This window comes from Candidatus Villigracilis saccharophilus (assembly GCF_016711665.1).
Genome location: NZ_JADJSO010000013.1, coordinates 21,846 through 40,478, shown reverse-complemented (window position 1 = coordinate 40,478; position 18,633 = coordinate 21,846). Strand labels below are relative to the sequence as shown.

Here is an 18,633-nt window from a genome sequence, read left to right as displayed (position 1 = left end):
TTTATTATTCACTATCGTTGGTTATTGCTTCTTTACTTATCTTCAATCTGTCTCTCACCATTTGGCTGACTTCGCGCTCTGAGAACCCCAGCCGAAAAGCCTCGCTGATGAATCGCTGGGTGAGGGCTTCCAGTGATTCCCGTCTTAGTCGTTCGTTGACTTCCGGGGGCGGGATTTCTGTGATGTATGTACCGCGTCCTTGTTGTGTTGAGATGATATGTTCTTCATCAAGGATGCGGTATGCCCGCGCAACCGTGTTGAAGTTGACTCTCAATTCCTGTGCCAGCGCGCGTACCGTTGGTAATTGGTCTCCGGGTTTTAGTATCCCGTTGACCAACTGGCTTTGGATTTGATTCACGATCTGTGTGTAGATCGGTAGCCCAGATCGAACATCTAATGATAGGGTGAGTTTCTTTTCTGTCATATGCATCCTTATGATTGTACTAATTGTATCATTGTAATAATTGTAGCACGCGGTTTCGTTTTGTCAAGTGGCGATTCTTTTAGCGAATAAACCAGCTTTCATATTGTGAGATGATGCGATTATTCATTTACAGTCCTCTTATGAATTTATGATTGTCTGCATGGTAGAATTCATTTGCATTACAAAGCACCGCAAAAACAAGTTGGACAGAATAATTATTTTTTACTGGCATCTTTTGCCCGAAAGATTAGTAAGTTCTGCAACAAGCGGTAATTAAAGGAGTCGATAAGATGGAATCAAAAACTGGAACATGGATCGAGAAGAAGGGTTTGGCCCAAATGTTAAAAGGCGGCGTCATCATGGATGTGGTGAACGCCGAGCAAGCCAAGATCGCTGAAGATGCTGGCGCCTGTGCGGTGATGGCATTGGAGCGCGTACCCGCTGATATTCGTGCGGATGGCGGTGTGGCGCGTATGTCTGACCCGGATATGATTTTGAAGATCATTGATGCGGTCAGCATCCCTGTCATGGCGAAGTGCCGCATTGGTCATTTTGTGGAAGCTCAGATCCTTGAAGCAATTGGCGTTGACTATATTGATGAGTCGGAAGTTCTGACCCCGGCTGATGAAGAGCATCATATCTTGAAGCATAACTTCAAAGTACCTTTCGTTTGTGGATGCCGAAATATTGGCGAAGCGCTGCGCCGAATTGGTGAAGGCGCAGCGATGATCCGCACCAAAGGCGAAGCTGGTACTGGCGATGTAGTGGAAGCTGTCCGCCATGCGCGCACTGTGATTGGCGCGATTCGTCAACTGCAAACCATGGGTGATGAAGAACTAATGACCTTTGCCAAGAATAACGGCGCGCCCTATGAATTGGTAAAAGAAGTTAAGGTGTCCGGCCGAATGCCTGTTGTGAATTTTGCCGCCGGCGGAGTTGCGACTCCGGCTGACGCGGCTTTGATGATGCAGCTCGGTGTGGATGGAGTCTTTGTTGGCTCTGGTATCTTCAAAAGCGGTGATCCTGCCCGCCGTGCCGCCGCCATCGTAAAGGCTGTGACCCATTATCAGGATGCGTCCATTCTGGTAGAAGTCAGCAAGAATCTTGGCGAAGCCATGGTTGGGCGCAACGTTTCGCAGATGCCTGAAAGCGAGAAGATGGCAGGGCGTGGTTGGTAATTTGATGTAGGCACGTAAATAGGTAGACAGGTAAACACGTGTCTGCTTGTCTACTTGTCTACTTATATACATAAATCATGAAAATCGGAGTACTCGCCTTACAAGGCGATTTTTCAGAACATATCTCCATGCTTAAAAGAATAGGTGTGGGGACAGTTGAAGTCCGTCTACCGAAACATCTTGATGGGGTAGACGGGTTGATCATTCCCGGCGGAGAATCCACCACGATCGGCAAGCTTGCTGTCGCCTACGATTTGATGGAACCGTTGAAACAGTTCGGTCAGCATAAGGCGATTTGGGGAACATGTGCTGGCGCTATCTTTCTTTCAAAAGATATAAATCGCAGTGACCAGCCTTTACTCGGATTGATGGATATAAAAGTCCAGCGCAATGCCTTTGGCCGCCAGGTGGATTCATTTGAAACCGATCTTGAAATTGATGAGTTAATGAAAGCCACAGGCACAGAGTATCCTTATCATGCTGTCTTTATTCGTGCCCCGTTGATTGAGTCAGTACATGGAAATGCCAAAATACTTTCCGCTCTGGATGATGGCCGCATTGTTGCTGCGCAGGAAGGTCACTTGCTTGCTACTTCCTTTCACCCCGAATTGACAAGTGACACGCGCTTTCATGAGTACTTTGTATCTTTAGCTCGTTAATGTGTCATTGCTTTGAATGAAAGTGTATCTCCTATCAACGACATAAAATTAATATGCCCATTCGTTCTCTTGACCTGTTAGACATCCCCATCATTACACGCTATCGAAACGACGTCATCACCCTCGATAGCGCGCGTGCCCTCACTCGCGGACATCCGCTTGGGGCGATGGGACTGCTTGCGTATGTTAACCCCGCCAGGCATTTATACGCCGCCATTGCAAACGGAGGGGACTCGGCCTTGCTGGGCGGAGTCATTCATACGCGCGGAGAAACATTTGCCAAACTGTTATACCTTGCGCCCGCTTCTCGTTTGGACGATCCCGAACTTCCACCTTTGCTCGAACACCTCGTAATCCAGGCCGGTGAGTGGAAGGCGTTCCACGTAATGGCGGAAGTTGATGAGTCGAGTCATATCTTTCCCGCACTGCGCACAGCTGGATTCTCCGTGTACGCATGGCAAAGACTCTGGGATGTGAGTCAGATCGAGAAAACAGAGTCAACTTCAAATCAAGGCTGGAGGCGCATCAATTCCCTGGATCTGCCCTCTGTGCAGAGTCTGCATTACCAGATCGTTCCGCCGTTACTGCATCCGGTTGAACCCGCGCCAAAGCGTGTGAGTGGATTTGTATATTCAGAGAACATGAAAGCTTATGCGAGTGTAACTTCGGGTATGTATGGCATTGTCCTGACGCCTCTTATTCATCCCGATGAAAATAATGTCAGCGAAAAGATCGCAGCGCTGGTCGCCAATCTTCCCGACCGGAGGGGACGGAAAGTTTATTTGTGTGTGCGCTCATATCAGACATGGCTTGAGCCGGTGCTGGAAGACCTTGGCGCGCAGGCGACTCCGCGTCAGGCGGTGATGGTGAAACATCTTGCCCGTTTGATTCAGGAAGGTCAGGCGGTGCGCTCGGTTCCAGCGAATGTCAACATACAACCTTCGCGCATCAGTAGAATGGATATTGAAGAGTAATGATCAAAGCATTGATATTTGATTTTGACGGCTTGATCCTCGATACCGAAACGCCAGAAGTTCTGGTTTGGCAATCCATTTATAAAGAACATGGATTTGAATTGCCTGTGCAGGAATGGGAGAAAACGATCGGCGGATATGGACTCTCGAATTTTGATCCTTCACAACATCTCTCGCTTCTCGCATCGGGACGACTGGATCCTGTTTCTTTGAGATCCCGCTACCGAAAAGAATCGGACGAGATCATTCATGCCAATCCTATTTTGCCCGGCGTGGTTAATCTGATCGAACAGGCAAAGCGATCTAATGTACAAGTTGCAATTGGTTCCAGTTCGCCGCATTCATGGGTGGATACGCATGCAAAACGACTGGGTATATTCGATTATTTTGACCAAATCATTTGTCAGGATGACGTCCCGCCTGGCAGGACAAAGCCCAACCCGGATATCTACCTCAAGGCGCTGGAACAGCTCAACGTTAAGAAAGATGCGGCTGTCGTTTTCGAAGATTCTCCCAATGGCGTATTGGCAGCCCGCCGTGCGGAGATCTTTGTGGTGGCAGTGCCAAATCCATTAACCGAAAAGATGGGAGTGTCGGGCGATATCACAGTTCCTTCGTTGGCTGGTCTATCTATGCAGGAATTGAACGTATGTCTTCACGACGCAAAAAATATATAAAATTCTTATTTTTCATGCTTGTTCTTTGGGGGATGTTGATTTCTTGTTTGAAAACCCCTCTGACCGAAATTCCTCTTACGCCCACGAATGTGGTAATTCCCACCCAAACATTTACACCCGCGCATATCCCCGAAACAATTCCAATTGAAGATGGTCCGTTAAAAGAGTCTGTTATTGCCGCAGGGGACTATTTGGCGCGTCAGCAGCTTGCGAATGGCGAACTTTCCTATCAGGTAAATTTTTTGAGCGGAGAGCGGGCTTACTCCCCATCCACGATCCGCTTGATTGAAGGGACGGGATCGCTTTTTACTGTATGCAGGGTTTCAGGCGAGATAAGATTTTGTAATGCAGGAAACCTTGCGCTTGAGCATTATCTTGAATTTTTGGTGAGCGATCCAGGAAAATTCAAGGGAACCTGTCTATATACAGAAGGCGCCTGTCAATTAAGCGGTTCCGCCCTGACGGTGGATGCCATTTATAAACGCTGGCAGGCGACCAGCATTTTTTTTCTTAAGGATCAAAACCTGCTGAATACGGCTATGAATCTTGGGTATTTTATTGTATCCATGAGAAAGCCTGATGGCGGCTTCTATCATGCGTTTGACCCTCATTATGCGGGGACAGCTAACCCTGATTATTACTTGGCATTCTCTTCCAGTGAGGCATTACTGGCGCTTCTGGAACTTTATGAAATGACGGGGAATGAATTTTGGCTGAAGCAGGCGCGTGAGGTCAATGCCTATATGACCACACAACCGCTCACAGAGGATCACTGGCATGGTCATGCATTTCGTATGATGTCACGCCTGGACAAATTAAATAAGATGGATTTGACTTACGCAGTTGATATTGCAAATACGATCATTGCGGGACAGGTCCGCTCTCTGGACCCGAGGAATACAAGCGGTTCAACCGCCGCAAAAATTGAAGCACTGGCTTCTATTGCTCAATCGTTATTTCTTTCAGGCGAGGAACATGAATGGCTTGACCCTGAGATCGGAGCTTTTATTGATTTCGTGGGAGCACGTCAATTGCCGAAGAACAATTGTAATTGGGACATCAGCAACGATATGATTATGAAATATGGCGGCGGCATCTTCAGCAGTTGTGAGGACGCCTCGATCCGTATTGACAGCCTTCACCACTGGATCAACGGTGCGACCGCATATCTAGAATATCAGAGCGTGATAAAAGTAAGGTAACACGCAGAATTTATTGATCATTTGCGTGATACACTTATTACCAGATTTTAGAGGTTTTGACGTGTTAGCGAAAAGGCAGATTCCCGATTCTGTCCGCGAAAACTTAACAAGGAGATTTATTATGAGTATCGGAAAAATCAAATGGCAATCTGTTGTTTCCAAGTATGCATACCCGGAAACATGGCGAAGCCTGTGGCAGGTTGTGAACTCAGTCATCCCATTCTTTGTGCTCTGGTACCTGGCGTATCGCAGTCTTGAGGTTGGATATTGGCTTACGCTCTTGATCACCATCCCTGCTGCGGGATTTATGGTGCGGATGTTCATCATTTTTCATGATTGTTGTCACGGGTCATTCTTCAAGACGCCGCTCGCCAATGATCGTTTGGGATTATTGCTTGGCGCAGCTGTCTGGACTCCGTATTTTGAATGGAAGCACTCTCATGCCATTCACCATGCCACTGCGGGCGACCTTGACAGACGTGGTGTTGGCGATGTTTACACCATGACCGTGGAAGAATATATCGCCGCCCCCTGGTATAAAAAATTTGGGTATCGGATCATGCGTAACCCGTTTATTTTGTTCACGATTGGCGCGACCATCGTTTTTGCGCTCACACATCGTTTCTGGACCTCGAAATCAGGCAAACGTGAACGCAACAGTGTGGTCTGGACGAATATGGCTTTATTCGCTTTTGTCGGGTGGACGGTCTATCATATTGGCTGGCAGGCTTATGTTCTGGTGGAACTGCCCATCCTGCTGATGGCTTGCGGTGCGGGCGTGTGGCTGTTCTATGTCCAGCATAATTTCGAGCCAACTTATTGGGAACGTCATAAGGATTGGGAATTCTTCAAAGCCGGCATGGATGGAAGTTCCTTCTACAAGCTTCCCAAGGTTCTGCAATGGTTCACGGGCAATATTGGTTTTCACCATATTCATCACTTAAGCCCGAAAATCCCCAACTACAAACTGGAGCAATGCCACAAAGAGAATCCGATCTTTCAGATCGAGCCGATCACATTCCGCGACAGTTTGAAATCCTTATACTTCCGATTATGGGATGAAAAGGAAAAGATGCTCGTCGGTTGGCGAGCAGTAAAAAAATATAAAATGAAAATGCAGATAGATCAATAGGTAAACAAAAAGAGACCGGTCGAAAAACCGGTCTCTTTTTGTTTATGTAAATTTGCATGAAAAACAAGGATAAATTCTACTAACTTGGATTAATTTATGATAAACTTCGCACATCGTTCAGGCTGGACGTTGAAATAATTTGGAGACGAGATGGAAAACAAGTTATATGTAGGCAACCTACCCTACGCCGCCAGTGAAGAGGATATCAAGACCCACTTCAGCAAGGCTGGTACAGTCACCTCCGTTGCGCTCATTATTGACCGCGCATCAGGCCGCGCAAAAGGTTTCGGTTTCGTGGAGTTGTCCACTGACGAAGAAGCCCAGAAGGCCATCAGCATGTTCAACGGCCAGGATTTCATGGGACGCAGCATTACAGTCAATGTTGCCCGTCCTCGTGAAGAACGCCCACGCAGTTTCGGTGATCGAAATCGCGGCGGTGGCGGCGGTAGACGCGATCGCTAGAAAAAAAACCAGCCCTGAACTTGAACAAAAATCAACAGCCTTGCAAAAGCAAGGCTGTTATCATTAACCCATGAAGCGAATTATCTTACTTGGCCCGCTCCTTTTTGCAATAACACTCGTCACGCTGACTATTATTCAATATGATTTCATGCGCGGACTTGGCTGGCATCCGCTCAATGACCCGACCTTTGATTGGCCCAGCGGACTCGCGCTCGGTCCATACGGGATCGTAATGACCGCGACCTTCATCATCAGCGGATTACTGATCGCCCTCCTCGCCATGCGCCTCAAAGCGGACCTCGAATCTGATATAACATCTCAAGCAGGATCAGCGCTTTTGGTTTTGTCCGGTCTAGCTCTTGCCTCCCTTGCATTCACCACCGATCCGACCATTCGCTCCACTCCGGCAACCTGGCATGGACGTATACACGATCTGTCGTTTGTTTTGCTTGGGCTGACCTTGTTTCCATCCATGATCACCCTTGGTTTTGCGTTTCGACAAAATGAAGCATGGCAAAAGTATTCAATTTATACCTGGCTGACGGTTATCCTTGTCATTCCCTCATTCATTCTAAAAGGGGTGTTTTTTTACATCTTTCTGTTTGCCATTCTATGCTGGATCGAATCCCTCGCGTGGAAGTTGAATTTTTCTCCAGCAGGGGCGACCCGCCCATAAAGAGCAAGCTATCAGATTAATTGTGAAGGGTCGCGCCTACTCTCTGATGTTTTTCCCATACCCCGCTTCCACTAGAATCTTTCCATCTTCGAATGCGGTCTTTCCGCGCAGTACCACTTTGCGGACTTTGCCTTTAACTTGCCAGCCTTCAAACGGAGTCCAGCCGCAGCGGGTAAATTGTTCTTCCGCTTTTATTTCATATACCGCGTTTTCATCAACCTCGACCCATGTTTCAGGTTGATCTGGCAGGTTAAAAATCTTTTTGGGGTTGGTGTACATTTTTTCAATAACTTGATCAAGAGTTAACTTGCCTTCGCTGACAGCAGTAAGGAGTAAAGGCAAAATGGTTTCCAGCCCGGGGAATCCAGGCGGGGGAGTAGCTGAATCTTTTTCTGCCACAGTATGCGGCGCGTGGTCAGTGGCGAAGCAGTCTATCACATCAAGGTTTTCCCAAAGCGCATCCACATCTTTTTGAGTTGCCAGCCTCGGGCGGACTTCCATTCGCCCCTCACTCTGCCCTCTCCCAGAGGGCGAGGATGAAGTCATAAATAAATGATGCGGACCAACTTCACAGGTGACTTTGAGTCCCTTTTCTTTGGCGGCTTTGATCAACAGAACTTCTTCCCTCAATGAAATATGAGCGATATGTACCGGATGGTCATAGATCGCAGAAAATAAAATCGCCGCCGCCATGCTGCGGCTTTCAGAGTGGGCCACAATGGGATATTTCTTTGGATACTTTTCAAAATGCGGCTGCCATAAGGTCATATCGTCGAGACGCAATTCTCCAAAAGTTGAGTCGAGATACATTTTGAGCCCGGCCGCTTTATCTGCAAGCGATGCGGCCATGCTCGCGTTATCCGGTCCTGCACCGACGAATTGACCATAGTCACAGCGAGCTTTTTGCTTCGCGGCATTTAAAGCAAGATCAAGCGTATCCGCGTCAAAAATGGGAGGTTTGGTATTAGGCATGGCCAATACCATTGTTATCCCGCCAGCCAGCGCGGCGGATGTTCCAGAATCAAAATCTTCTTTGTGAGTCGCGCCGGGTTCGCGCAAGTGGACGTGCGGGTCAATTAAGCCGGGGAGTTTGATCATCTTTCAGGGTTCCAGAATCAGGTGTCAGATTGAGTGATGAAGCGGATATAAAAAGGGATTGGGAACGGACTCCATTCCCAATCCCAAGTATACAATAAGTCTATCTGTGTTAATCGCCGCGTACTGCGGGGGCTTTGAAGATCAGGAAGATCGAGTTGATGAAGATGCCGATGATGGCGGCGAAGACGATGGCGGGGATTCCGTTCGGGAACAGGAACGGGATCTGGAAGGGGAAGACGCCATTTGCAAGCGCGAGATTTCCGCCGATGCCTGTGATGAGGATCACAGCGCCGACTGCGAGCTGCTTCGGGTCAAAGAGATTTACTTTTTCAGATTGGATGAGCGCGACGCCCTGCATGCCGATCACACCGAAGAGGTAAATGCTCAAGCCGCCGACGACTGCCGTGGGCATGGTGTTGACCAGCGCCACGAGTTTGCCGAAGAAACCGAAGATCATCGCCATACCGCCGGCCGCCATGAGCACCGCTGTGGAATAATTGCGGGTGATCGCCATCAGCGAGTTGTTCTCGCCGTAATTCGTGCCGGCGCATCCGCCGACCATGCCGACGATAATATCATCCGCGCCGTCTGCGACGAGGTTTAGGCCGATGAGTTCCTTGATGTTGTAAGGCTTGCGTCCCATTTCCGCGGCAAGCTCATCAATGTACAGGCTCATCTGGTAAAGGTGAGCGGTGGATTCAGGTACAGTGGCGATGAAGATCAACGCGATGCTCAGTGCCATGCCCCAGGCGGCAGGGTTGCCAAATGCGGGGAAGGTAAACTTGGGCAGTTCCAGCCACGCGGCATTGGCGACATTTTCAAAATGAACCAATCCAAATGGAATGGCGACGATGTATCCGAAGATCGCTCCGAGCAGGATCGGCAGCATGCCGATCAGTCCTTTGCCCTGCAGATAAACCGAGAAGAGAATGGTCGCGATCAATGTGATGAAAGCCACTGTCCATGTGGATGTTGCCACTTCAGGCGCGGCCCAGTTGCCGGCATTCCCGAGCGCGGCGTTCGCCAAAGCCACACCAATGACCATCGCCATCGAGCCTGTGATGATCGGCGGCAGGATGCGGTCCAATGCAGTCTTTCCGATGCGCATGATGAGCAGACCGATCAGAATTTCAAAGACGGCGGTCAGGATGATGCCCACCTGCACGATCTGCACACCTTCCGGACAATATGTCGCTGTGGAGTTGTAGCAATCGGGTGCGAACTTGCTCATGACCGTGATGATGACCGCGATATATGAAAATGACGAGCCATAGTACATCGGGATCTTGCGCTTGGAGACCAACAGAGCCACGATCGTGCCGAGCCCCGAAGCCAGCAATGTGATGCCGACATCGAACTTGGTCAGAATGGCGACCAGTACCGTGGCGGGGAACATCGTCAGGAATTGTTGGAAGCCGAGACTCAACATTGCGCCAATGGGAGGCGTGTCATCGGGCAAAAAGCCGAAGACCTTTCCCGACGTTTCCCTCTGCGCTTCAACCTGCTTCTGAACAACGGGTTGATTCTTCGCTGGTACCTTTTTCTTTGCTGCCATAACATTCTCCTCTTTCTGAAATGGGATACAAAAAAAGAGAGCCGCTGAAAAGCGACTCTCTAGTTCACAAATGAAATAACCGTTCCGAAGAAGTGATGATGATACAGGTCTTTGCCTTGAATTCCTTTGTGCATATTGTGCGGTATTTTACGCCGATTCGGAGGAGTGTCAAGAGGAAATCTAATTTTGTTGGAACAGGAACAGTCAAACGGTCAGAATTGAAGCGGGATGAAGTGACAATTGTCACTTAAGGTAAAAAAAGTCCACTGTTATAATCCGACAAAATTTCCAAAGGAGAAATTCAAATGGCATACACACAGGTAACGGTCCCCGCAGAAGGGGCGAAGATCACAATTGAAAATGGGAAGTTGAACGTTCCCAATAACCCGATCATCCCGTTCGTGGAAGGCGACGGCACCGGACGCGACATTTGGCGCGCCTCTGTCCGCGTTTTCGATGCGGCGGTCGAGAAGGCTTATGGCGGCACACGCAAGATCCATTGGATGGAAGTGTACGCCGGCGAGAAGCCCTTCAAGATGTTCCAGAGCTGGCTGCCCGACGAGACTGTTGAAGCCTTCAAGGAATTTTTGGTCGGCATCAAAGGCCCGTTGACCACACCGATCGGCGGCGGCATTCGTTCCTTGAATGTTGCGCTTCGCAAATTACTTGACCTGTACGTCTGCCAGCGCCCTGTGCGTTGGTACACCGGCGTGCCTTCCCCAGTGAAGCACCCCGAGCATGTGGACATGGTTATCTTCCGCGAGAACACCGAGGATATTTATACCGGTATTGAGTTCCAGTATGGCACTGAAGACAACACCAAGTTCATGCAGATGTTCAAGGAAAACTTCCCGAAGGAATATGCCAAGATGCGCTTCCCTGATACAGCCGGCATTGGCATCAAGCCTGTTTCCGTGGAAGGTACTGAGCGGCTCGTACGCGCGGCCATTCAATGGGCGCTGCTAAACAAACGCAAGAGCGTGAACTTCGTCCATAAGGGTAACATCATGAAGTACACCGAAGGCGCGTTCAAAGATTGGGGTTATGCGCTTGCCAAACGTGAGTTCCGCAATGAGATCGTGACCGAGCGCGAAACCTGGATCCTCGGCAACAAAGAAGCCAAAGCTGATTTGAGCATTGAAGACAATGCCAAGATGATTGATCCCGGCTTTGATATGATGAGCCCTGCCCAGCAGAATGACATCAAGGGCGAAGTGGAAGAAGCCATGAAGCTGTGGGACACCCACGGCGGTGGCAAGTGGAAGAAGATGCTTTTGATCAAAGACTCCATCGCTGATGTGAGTTTGCAGTTCACCCTCATCCGCCCGAAGGATTACGATGTGATCGCCACGTTGAATCTCAATGGTGATTATCTTTCCGATGCTCTTGCCGCGCAGGTTGGCGGTATCGGCATCGCTCCGGGAGCGAATATTAACTATGTGTCCGGTCACGCCATCTTTGAAGCGACTCACGGCACTGCGCCCAAGTATGCTGATCTCGATAAAGTGAATCCTGGCTCGGTCATCCTCTCCGGCGAGATGATGTTCCGCTACATGGGTTGGGGTGAAGTTGCCGACCTGATCGTCAAGGGTATGGAAGGCGCTGTCGCAGCCAAGACCGTGACTTACGACTTCGCCCGTCTGATGGACGGTGCGACTGAAGTCAAATGTTCCGAGTTTGGTGACGCGATCATCAAGCACATGTAATAAATAATTAGAGAATGTTGAATTCAAAAGTCGGAGCCAATTTGGTTCCGACTTTTATTTTGGGAGTATCATCACACTGGAAACGAACACACAACTTTATTTACAAGGAGAAAACAATGAACATCATCATAAATATCATTATCGGTATCGTAGCTCTTTTGCATGGTTACTTCCTCATCCTTGAAATGTTCTTATGGGAGAAGCCTGCCGGACGAAAATCTTTCCGCACAACTGCGGAATTCGCTTCACAGTCCAAAACACTGGCGGCGAATCAAGGGCTGTATAACGGTTTCCTTGCAGCGGGGCTGGTCTGGGGAATTTTTGCGGATGATGCTGTGAAAATTTTCTTCTTAAGCTGTGTGATTATCGCCGGTCTGTTTGGCGCATATACTGTCAGCAAGAGAATATTTTATATTCAGGCCCTGCCCGCGTTGATTGGGCTCGTGCTTCTTTTGGTGGCGTGATGGAGTGCGGACTTCAGTCCGCAAAGCTAAAAGGCAGGCTGAAGCCTGCGTTCCAGTAGCAAGTTAAAGTCGGGCTGATCGTGTCCCGGCTTTTTGATTCCTCAATTACTATGACTACACTCCGCGCAATCCATGACAATTATCACTAACCAAAAAGGGGATAAAGACTACAATAAATCTCGAATTGATGGATTCATCTTATTCCGCAAGGAGAAGAACAGCCAATGGAAGTCTATAATCATGATCTGATCATTTTGGGCACCGGCTTGGCAGGTTTACGCGCCGCGCTGGAAGCCTCAAAACAAAGCAAAGGGGAGTTGGACATTGCTTTGGTCTCGAAATTACAACTGATGCGTGCGCATTCCGTGGCGGCTGAGGGCGGAACTGCCGCTGTCATGCGCCAGGATATGGGCGACAGCTACGAACTGCATGCCTGGGACACGGTCAAAGGTTCTGACTTTTTGGCTGACCAGGATGTTGTGGATTTCTTCGTGCATGAGATGCCGAAGGAAATTCTGCATCTCGATCACTGGGGCATTCCCTGGTCTCGGACGGAAGAAGGTCATATCGCACAGCGTCCGTTCGGCGGGCATACATATCCGCGTGCAGTCTTTGCTGCGGACAAGACGGGTCACCTCGAAATGCAGACCCTGTACGATACCCTGATGAAGCACACCAAAAAGATCAATCGCTACGATGAAGGCTTTGTCACATCCATCCTCATCGAAAACGGACGATTTGCCGGCTTGACCATGATCGACATGATCAATGGCCGCTTCGTGCTGATCCGCGGCAAGGCGCTCATTCTTGCGACGGGCGGGGCTGGTCAGATCTTCGGGTTCACCACCTACTCTGAAACAGTGACCGGTGACGGGCTGGCGATGGCCTATCGTGCCGGGCTGACGCTCAAGGATATGGAATTCATTCAATTCCACCCGACGGGACTTATCCCGAGCGGCATTTTGATGACCGAAGCCTGCCGCGGCGAAGGCGGAACATTACTTAACTCAAACGGTGAGCGTTTCATGGGGAATTACGCTCCCTCCAAAATGGAACTCGCGCCGCGCGACATGGTCTCCCGTTCAGAGATGACCGAGATCGAAGCAGGCCGCGGCTTCCCCGGACCTGAGGGTCTGGACTACATCCATTTGGATCTGCGCCACCTTGGCAGGGCAAAACTACTCGAACGCCTCCCGCTCATCCGTGAAGTGACCATCAAACACATCGGGCTTGATCCAATTGACAAGCCGATCCCGATCCGCCCTGTGGCGCATTACACCATGGGCGGCGTACATACCGACATTAAGGGGCATACACCCGTCGAGAATATCTGGGCGGCAGGTGAAGTATCCTGCGTTTCATTGCACGGCGCGAACCGACTCGGCGCGAACTCCACGGCGGAATGCCTGGTATGGGGACGTGTGGCGGGTGAGGAAGCGGCGCGTTATTGTGAGTCTGCGTCGATGCCGGAAATGCCGAAGACGGCCGATCAGGAATGGGCGAAGATCGAAGCTCTGATTAAGTCCAATGGAACCGAGGATCATTACCAGATCCGAAAAGAGTTGAGAAAGAATCTCGATGCCACGATGGGTGTCTTCCGCACAGGCGAGCAGATGGAAGCGGGCTTGAAGAAGATCCGCGAATTGAAGGAGCGCTACAAGTCCATTTCGTTGAAGGATAAGAGCCTGCGCTACAACACCGATCTTGAGCGCGCCGTCGAAACTGGATTCATGATCGACGTGGCGGAAGTTGCCACGCTTGGCGCATTGACGCGGACTGAATCACGCGGCGGTCATGCCCGTCGCGATTACAAAGTCCGCGATGATGAGAATTGGTTGAAGCACACCATGGCGAATTACACCGAAGCTGGACCGAAACTTAGTTACAGCAAAGTGGATATTTCAATGTGGAAGCCTGTCGAAAGGAAATATTAATCATGGCAAACAAACCTACTGCTTATAACAATAGACTCGGACTCAAGGGCTGGGTGTACGCGGGCAACTATACATTTGAACGCTATCTGTACATTGGCCATCGCCTTTCGGGGCTGGGATTGATCTCTTACATGGTCTTGCATATCATCGAGACTGCGAATCGTATGCGCGGCGAGGAAGCCTGGGCGGCGTTGATGGGATTGTTCGCATCGCCTGTCTTCAAGATCGTCGAATATTTACTTTTTGCGGCGGCAGTTTTCCATGCGATGAACGGCGTGCGTCTGCTGCTGGTGGAACTTGGTTTCTTTTTGGGCAAGCCGCAGGAACCTATCTTTCCATATAAATCATCGGTTATGAAGCATCGACCTTTGACGTACATCATCATGCTGCTGGCTGGGCTGCTGATGGCGCTGGGCGGTTCGAGCTTGTTCTTCGAGTAGGAGATATCTCATGCGTGAAACTCGTTTATGGTCTTTACATATTCTGGTCATTCCAGTCATTGCAATTTTGCTTGGCATGCATTTCGCTGTCCAGCACTATGCGCCCGTCTTTTACGGGATGAGCGTGGAAAAGGCGCGTGATTTTGCGACGATGATCGAACGCGGCAAAAGCACGGCTCAGTTCGTTGTGTATATCCTCCTGCTTGCCGCGGGTCTGTATCACGGACTGTACGGCACGCGCGGAATCATCCGCGAATTACCGCTTTCGCCTGTAATGGTGAAGGTTGTGGATTGGGGCATTTTATCGGTTGGCGTACTTATGTTTGCACTTGGCACCTACGTTACCTGGTGGACGTTCGTCCACCCTGGAGTATGAGATATGACTGACACAAAACAAATCACATTTCGCATCCGCCGCTATGACCCTGATGTGGATACCATTCCGCATTGGGAGGAACATAAACTGAATGTCCCGGATGGCATGACCGTGCTCGAGGCTTTGCACGAGATCAAAGCGGAACAGGCGCCGACTCTGGCGTGGCGTTCCTCCTGCCGTATGGGCGTCTGCGGTTCATGCGGAATGTTCATCAATCACCTGCCGATGCTCGCCTGCCAGACCCAGGTGCTGCATTTGGAAACTGATGTGGTCACGATCGCGCCGCTGCCGAACTATGACAACGTTAAAGACCTTGTCCCGGATTTGGAGCCGCTCATTCAGAAGCATGCCGCGATCAAACCGTTCATCATCCTCAGCAACTCAAAGGAAATTGACGAGCCGACGGGCGAGTTCATCCAGACTCCCGAACAGCGCGATGAATACAGCCAGTTCACCTTCTGCATCAAATGCGGATTGTGTCTCGCGGCCTGCCCCACTGTCGCAACAGATCCGCTCTTCCTTGGACCTCAGGCTTTGGCGCAAGCCTACCGCTACACCGTCGACAACCGTGACTGCGGTCTGCAAGAGCGGCTCGAAGCCATTGACGCATTCCACGGACCGTATCAATGTCACATGGCGGGCGCGTGTTCTCAGGCCTGTCCCAAAGGCGTTGACCCTGCCTTCGGCATTCAACTGCTCAAGCGCACATTGGTGTTGGACAGTATTGGATTCGGCAAAAAGAAATCATCTGTTGCGAAGGTCATGCCTTTGGCGGATATCGTGAAGCAGATCGAAGAGTTCGCTCCGCCGCCACGCACCGTGTAAGAGAGTGTTGATAAGCCGTATCTTTGATGATGCGGCTTTTTTTTGTTGACCAACTGGCGTTTCACCAGTGACAAGGGTAAAATACTGCCTTGTGCTTGAATAACAAACAAAATACTTCACCTAGGAGAATGCAATGGGTTTGAATAGAAATGTTCCCCTTTCCACGGCTCTGCGGTACAAAGGACAGGGTCCCTACCTAACCTTTATTCTGCATCGTATGGGCGGCGCGGGAATGGCGATTTTTGTGACCATACATGTCCTTGCCACGTTCGTGGAAAAACAGGGGTGGGCCATTGGGGATTTCATCAATGATATTTACATGAGTCCGCCTTTTCAGATATTCATTTTGTTCTGCGTGCTATTCCATGTCATCAATGGAATGCGCATCAGCATCCTTGACCTGTTCCCCCAGAAATTGATCCCCTATCATCGTCAGGCGATCATGATCGAATGGGTGGTGTTCATTGTGATATTTGGATTCGCCGCGGTCAGCGTGATCACGACGGCAATCGGGAGGTTGTAATGAGCCAGACTCGAACCCTTCCCATTTCAAAACGCGGAATGAGCTTTGAAACATTCATGTGGGCATTCACACGTTTAACCGCGTTGGGCATGTACTTTTTTATTTTTGTCGGCGTGGTTGGCGCCATTATGATGGGCGCGATCAAAGATATGACCTTTGTGGAAGTGATCCGCTGGGCGTTGGTCAGCAACCCCGGCCACGTGGAATATACCAATGTGCCAGATATCGCTCCCTGGGCAGGCGCCTTCTGGCGGGCGGTCGCGAGCGGCATGTTCCTTACCGCATTGGCTCACGGCATTCACGGTGTAATCGTCATCTTTGATGATTATGTCGCCACAGCCAAAGGCCGCGACTGGAATCGCTACTCGAATATGGCGCTTTTCTTCGTTGTGATGGCCGCGGGGTTGTATCTCATTTGGACTGCATAAGTTTTTAAACACCAAGGACACAAAGTACACAAAGGTTTAAATGGGTTTCGCTTAGTAACCTTAGTGCCCTTCGTGTTTAATGTTTTGTACTCAGGAGTAATTCATGGCAAAAGTTCATCAATTTGATGTGGTCGTTGTCGGCGGCGGCGGTGCGGGACTCATGGCGGGTCTGTATGCATCCAAGACGGCGAAGACCGCGGTGATCAGCAAAATGTATCCCACGCGCTCGCATACGGGCGCGGCGCAGGGCGGCATTGCCGCTGCACTTGGCAATAGTGAAGGCGATAACCCGGCCTGGCACATGTACGATACGGTCAAAGGGTCGGATTATTTGGGCGATCAGGATGCGATTGAATTCATGACAAGTGAAGCGCCGCAAGCCGTGATCGAATTGGAAAATATGGGTCTGCCATTTGACAGAACCCCCGAAGGCCGCATCTCACAGCGACCGTTTGGCGGGCACACCAACAATGAAACTGGCAAGCCTGTAAGGAGAGCCGCCCACGCCGCAGATCGCACGGGTCATATGATCTTGCAAACGCTGTATCAACAGTGTTTGAAGAACAAAGTTAATTTCTTCGATGAATATCAAGTACTCGATTTCATCATGGTCAATGGCAAAGCTGCGGGCGTTGTGGCTGTTGAACTGTCGACAGGCGAATTGCACACGATCCATGCGAAGGCTGTTATCTTTGCAACAGGTGGACATGGCCGCATTTTCGAAGTGACGTCCAATGCATATGCATACACGGGTGACGGCGCGGCGATCCTGTTCCGCAAGGGAATTCCGCTGGAGGATATGGAATTCTTCCAATTCCACCCAACAGGAATTTACAAACTCGGCATTCTTATTACAGAAGGCGTACGCGGAGAAGGCGGTGTGCTGATCAACGGCAAGGGCGAGCGTTTCATGCCCAAGTATGCGCCGACCATCAAAGACCTGGCTTCGCGGGACGTTGTCAGCCGTGCCATTTATACAGAGATCAAAGAAGGACGCGGCGTGGATGGCAAGAACTACGTCTATCTCGATATTCGACCTGAGACTGTGAACAAGTTTGCGGCGGAAGATGGCCGCACGAATCCTGACGGTTCCAAATTTAATTTGACCGCCGAGCAAGTCTTGAAAAAATTACCCGATATTATTGATTTCTGCCGCGTGTATCTGGGTGTTGACCCCGTCACACAGATGATGCCCATCCAGCCGACGGCGCATTACACAATGGGCGGCATTCCCACAAATAAATTTGGCGAAGTTGTCATTGATGATAAGAACACAGTTATGCCCGGGCTTTATGCGGCAGGCGAATGTGCCTGTGTTTCGGTACATGGCGGCAACCGTCTGGGATGCAATTCCCTGCTGGATATTGTCGTCTTCGGAAAGCACGCGGGATTACGCGCTGCCGAATATGTGAAGACTGCCGAGTTTGAGAAACTGCCCGAGAACGCTGAATCAGCTTCACGGTCAGAGTTTGATGCGCTGCGAAAGGGGTCGGGTAAAGAGAACGTGTTCGACCTGTCCAACGAGATGAAGAAGGTCATGTTCGCAGAGGTCGGCATTTATCGAAATGAAAAAGACATGCAGTCTGCTTTGGAAAAAGTGCGTGAGTTGAAGAAGCGTTTCAAAGACGTGACCGTAAGCGACACAGGCAAAATCTTCAACACCGAATTGCTGAATGCATGGGAATTTGGCAATCTGTTGGATATTGCGGAAGTGGTGGCGTTGAGCGCATTGAATCGAAAAGAATCCCGCGGCGGACATTCACGCGAAGATTTCCCCGACCGTGATGATAAGAATTGGTTGAAGCATACGCTGGTATGGAACAAGAATGGCAAGTTGGAAATTGATTACAAGCCCGTGGTCATTACCAAACATCAACCCAAGGCGCGAGTTTATTAATAG

Annotated in this window: 20 protein-coding genes; 17 read left to right on the top strand and 3 right to left on the bottom strand. The window is 50.0% G+C overall.

The genetic code is table 11. The annotated features are described in order from the left end of the window. Positions 1-4: 4 nt before the first annotated feature. Positions 5-424: a GntR family transcriptional regulator gene (locus IPL17_RS05215; protein WP_345306017.1), complete on the bottom strand. Its 420-nt coding sequence runs from the start codon at positions 422-424 to the stop codon at positions 5-7. 290 nt (positions 425-714) lie between these two features. Between IPL17_RS05215 and pdxS the strand changes: the two genes are divergently transcribed. The 8 genes from pdxS (at position 715) to IPL17_RS05175 (ending at position 7,384) form a co-directional block, all read left to right on the top strand. Beyond that, positions 715-1,602, top strand: a complete 888-nt coding sequence (pdxS, locus tag IPL17_RS05210; RefSeq protein WP_345306016.1) for a pyridoxal 5'-phosphate synthase lyase subunit PdxS — start codon at positions 715-717, stop codon at positions 1,600-1,602. Between the two features lie 77 nt (positions 1,603-1,679). Beyond that, positions 1,680-2,261 carry a pyridoxal 5'-phosphate synthase glutaminase subunit PdxT gene (gene pdxT / locus IPL17_RS05205; protein ID WP_345306015.1) on the top strand — a complete coding sequence of 194 codons (582 nt, stop codon included), beginning with the start codon at positions 1,680-1,682 and terminating at the stop codon, positions 2,259-2,261. A gap of 53 nt (positions 2,262-2,314) precedes the next feature. Next, positions 2,315-3,235, top strand: coding sequence for a hypothetical protein (locus IPL17_RS05200; RefSeq protein ID WP_345306014.1), 921 nt, complete (start codon positions 2,315-2,317; stop codon positions 3,233-3,235). Beyond that, on the top strand, positions 3,235-3,912 hold the full coding sequence (locus IPL17_RS05195) for an HAD family phosphatase (protein WP_345306013.1): 678 nt from the start codon (positions 3,235-3,237) through the stop codon (positions 3,910-3,912). Before IPL17_RS05200 ends, IPL17_RS05195 begins: the two co-directional genes overlap by 1 nt. 47 nt (positions 3,913-3,959) lie before the next feature. Then, positions 3,960-5,114, top strand: a complete 1,155-nt coding sequence (locus tag IPL17_RS05190) for a hypothetical protein (protein ID WP_345306012.1) — start codon at positions 3,960-3,962, stop codon at positions 5,112-5,114. 121 nt (positions 5,115-5,235) lie between these two features. Continuing rightward, positions 5,236-6,246: a fatty acid desaturase gene (locus tag IPL17_RS05185; RefSeq protein ID WP_345306011.1), complete on the top strand. Its 1,011-nt coding sequence runs from the start codon at positions 5,236-5,238 to the stop codon at positions 6,244-6,246. A gap of 150 nt (positions 6,247-6,396) precedes the next feature. Further along, positions 6,397-6,708, top strand: a complete 312-nt coding sequence (locus IPL17_RS05180; protein WP_345306010.1) for an RNA-binding protein — start codon at positions 6,397-6,399, stop codon at positions 6,706-6,708. Between the two features lie 70 nt (positions 6,709-6,778). Further along, entirely contained in the window at positions 6,779-7,384 is a 606-nt protein-coding gene (locus IPL17_RS05175; protein WP_345306009.1) for a DUF998 domain-containing protein, read from the top strand. A gap of 36 nt (positions 7,385-7,420) precedes the next feature. Here IPL17_RS05175 and IPL17_RS05170 read toward each other — a convergent pair whose 3' ends face one another. Together IPL17_RS05170 and IPL17_RS05165 are read right to left on the bottom strand one after the other, a co-directional pair. Next, positions 7,421-8,482 carry an amidohydrolase family protein gene (locus tag IPL17_RS05170; RefSeq protein WP_345306008.1) on the bottom strand — a complete coding sequence of 354 codons (1,062 nt, stop codon included), beginning with the start codon at positions 8,480-8,482 and terminating at the stop codon, positions 7,421-7,423. A 109-nt stretch (positions 8,483-8,591) separates the two neighbouring features. Beyond that, a complete protein-coding gene (locus IPL17_RS05165) occupies positions 8,592-10,037 on the bottom strand; it encodes a solute carrier family 23 protein (protein WP_345306007.1) in 1,446 nt (481 codons plus the stop codon). A gap of 305 nt (positions 10,038-10,342) precedes the next feature. Here IPL17_RS05165 and icd point away from each other — a divergent pair, with 305 nt between their 5' ends. From icd to IPL17_RS05120, 9 genes are all read left to right on the top strand, one after another. Beyond that, the gene (gene icd, locus IPL17_RS05160) at positions 10,343-11,743 is read left to right on the top strand and encodes an NADP-dependent isocitrate dehydrogenase (RefSeq protein WP_345306006.1); all 1,401 of its coding nucleotides are present in this window, start codon (positions 10,343-10,345) and stop codon (positions 11,741-11,743) included. A 116-nt stretch (positions 11,744-11,859) separates the two neighbouring features. Then, positions 11,860-12,207: a DUF1304 domain-containing protein gene (locus tag IPL17_RS05155; protein WP_345306005.1), complete on the top strand. Its 348-nt coding sequence runs from the start codon at positions 11,860-11,862 to the stop codon at positions 12,205-12,207. A gap of 224 nt (positions 12,208-12,431) precedes the next feature. Further along, complete coding sequence (locus IPL17_RS05150) at positions 12,432-14,141, top strand: succinate dehydrogenase/fumarate reductase flavoprotein subunit (RefSeq protein WP_345306004.1); 1,710 nt, start codon at positions 12,432-12,434, stop codon at positions 14,139-14,141. 2 nt (positions 14,142-14,143) lie between these two features. Continuing rightward, positions 14,144-14,581, top strand: coding sequence for a succinate dehydrogenase, cytochrome b556 subunit (gene sdhC / locus IPL17_RS05145; protein ID WP_345306003.1), 438 nt, complete (start codon positions 14,144-14,146; stop codon positions 14,579-14,581). Between the two features lie 10 nt (positions 14,582-14,591). Then, the gene (locus IPL17_RS05140; RefSeq protein WP_345306002.1) at positions 14,592-14,957 is read left to right on the top strand and encodes a hypothetical protein; all 366 of its coding nucleotides are present in this window, start codon (positions 14,592-14,594) and stop codon (positions 14,955-14,957) included. A gap of 3 nt (positions 14,958-14,960) precedes the next feature. Continuing rightward, the gene (locus IPL17_RS05135) at positions 14,961-15,782 is read left to right on the top strand and encodes a succinate dehydrogenase iron-sulfur subunit (protein ID WP_345306001.1); all 822 of its coding nucleotides are present in this window, start codon (positions 14,961-14,963) and stop codon (positions 15,780-15,782) included. Between the two features lie 133 nt (positions 15,783-15,915). Next, complete coding sequence (locus tag IPL17_RS05130; RefSeq protein ID WP_345306000.1) at positions 15,916-16,305, top strand: hypothetical protein; 390 nt, start codon at positions 15,916-15,918, stop codon at positions 16,303-16,305. Then, positions 16,305-16,733: a hypothetical protein gene (locus IPL17_RS05125; protein ID WP_345305999.1), complete on the top strand. Its 429-nt coding sequence runs from the start codon at positions 16,305-16,307 to the stop codon at positions 16,731-16,733. Before IPL17_RS05130 ends, IPL17_RS05125 begins: the two co-directional genes overlap by 1 nt. Before the next feature lie 103 nt (positions 16,734-16,836). Beyond that, complete coding sequence (locus IPL17_RS05120; protein ID WP_345305998.1) at positions 16,837-18,630, top strand: FAD-dependent oxidoreductase; 1,794 nt, start codon at positions 16,837-16,839, stop codon at positions 18,628-18,630. The last annotated feature ends 3 nt before the right edge of the window (positions 18,631-18,633 follow it).

Coding starts and splice junctions, on each gene's coding strand:
- icd (WP_345306006.1), top strand. CDS start 10,343: ATGGCATACACACAGGTAACGGTCCCCGCAGAAGGGGCGAAGATCACA.
- pdxT (WP_345306015.1), top strand. CDS start 1,680: ATGAAAATCGGAGTACTCGCCTTACAAGGCGATTTTTCAGAACATATC.
- IPL17_RS05180 (WP_345306010.1), top strand. CDS start 6,397: ATGGAAAACAAGTTATATGTAGGCAACCTACCCTACGCCGCCAGTGAA.
- IPL17_RS05165 (WP_345306007.1), bottom strand. CDS start 10,037: ATGGCAGCAAAGAAAAAGGTACCAGCGAAGAATCAACCCGTTGTTCAG.
- pdxS (WP_345306016.1), top strand. CDS start 715: ATGGAATCAAAAACTGGAACATGGATCGAGAAGAAGGGTTTGGCCCAA.
- IPL17_RS05155 (WP_345306005.1), top strand. CDS start 11,860: ATGAACATCATCATAAATATCATTATCGGTATCGTAGCTCTTTTGCAT.
- IPL17_RS05215 (WP_345306017.1), bottom strand. CDS start 424: ATGACAGAAAAGAAACTCACCCTATCATTAGATGTTCGATCTGGGCTA.
- IPL17_RS05150 (WP_345306004.1), top strand. CDS start 12,432: ATGGAAGTCTATAATCATGATCTGATCATTTTGGGCACCGGCTTGGCA.
- IPL17_RS05140 (WP_345306002.1), top strand. CDS start 14,592: ATGCGTGAAACTCGTTTATGGTCTTTACATATTCTGGTCATTCCAGTC.
- IPL17_RS05120 (WP_345305998.1), top strand. CDS start 16,837: ATGGCAAAAGTTCATCAATTTGATGTGGTCGTTGTCGGCGGCGGCGGT.
- sdhC (WP_345306003.1), top strand. CDS start 14,144: ATGGCAAACAAACCTACTGCTTATAACAATAGACTCGGACTCAAGGGC.
- IPL17_RS05175 (WP_345306009.1), top strand. CDS start 6,779: ATGAAGCGAATTATCTTACTTGGCCCGCTCCTTTTTGCAATAACACTC.
- IPL17_RS05130 (WP_345306000.1), top strand. CDS start 15,916: ATGGGTTTGAATAGAAATGTTCCCCTTTCCACGGCTCTGCGGTACAAA.
- IPL17_RS05125 (WP_345305999.1), top strand. CDS start 16,305: ATGAGCCAGACTCGAACCCTTCCCATTTCAAAACGCGGAATGAGCTTT.
- IPL17_RS05200 (WP_345306014.1), top strand. CDS start 2,315: ATGCCCATTCGTTCTCTTGACCTGTTAGACATCCCCATCATTACACGC.
- IPL17_RS05195 (WP_345306013.1), top strand. CDS start 3,235: ATGATCAAAGCATTGATATTTGATTTTGACGGCTTGATCCTCGATACC.
- IPL17_RS05135 (WP_345306001.1), top strand. CDS start 14,961: ATGACTGACACAAAACAAATCACATTTCGCATCCGCCGCTATGACCCT.
- IPL17_RS05185 (WP_345306011.1), top strand. CDS start 5,236: ATGAGTATCGGAAAAATCAAATGGCAATCTGTTGTTTCCAAGTATGCA.
- IPL17_RS05170 (WP_345306008.1), bottom strand. CDS start 8,482: ATGATCAAACTCCCCGGCTTAATTGACCCGCACGTCCACTTGCGCGAA.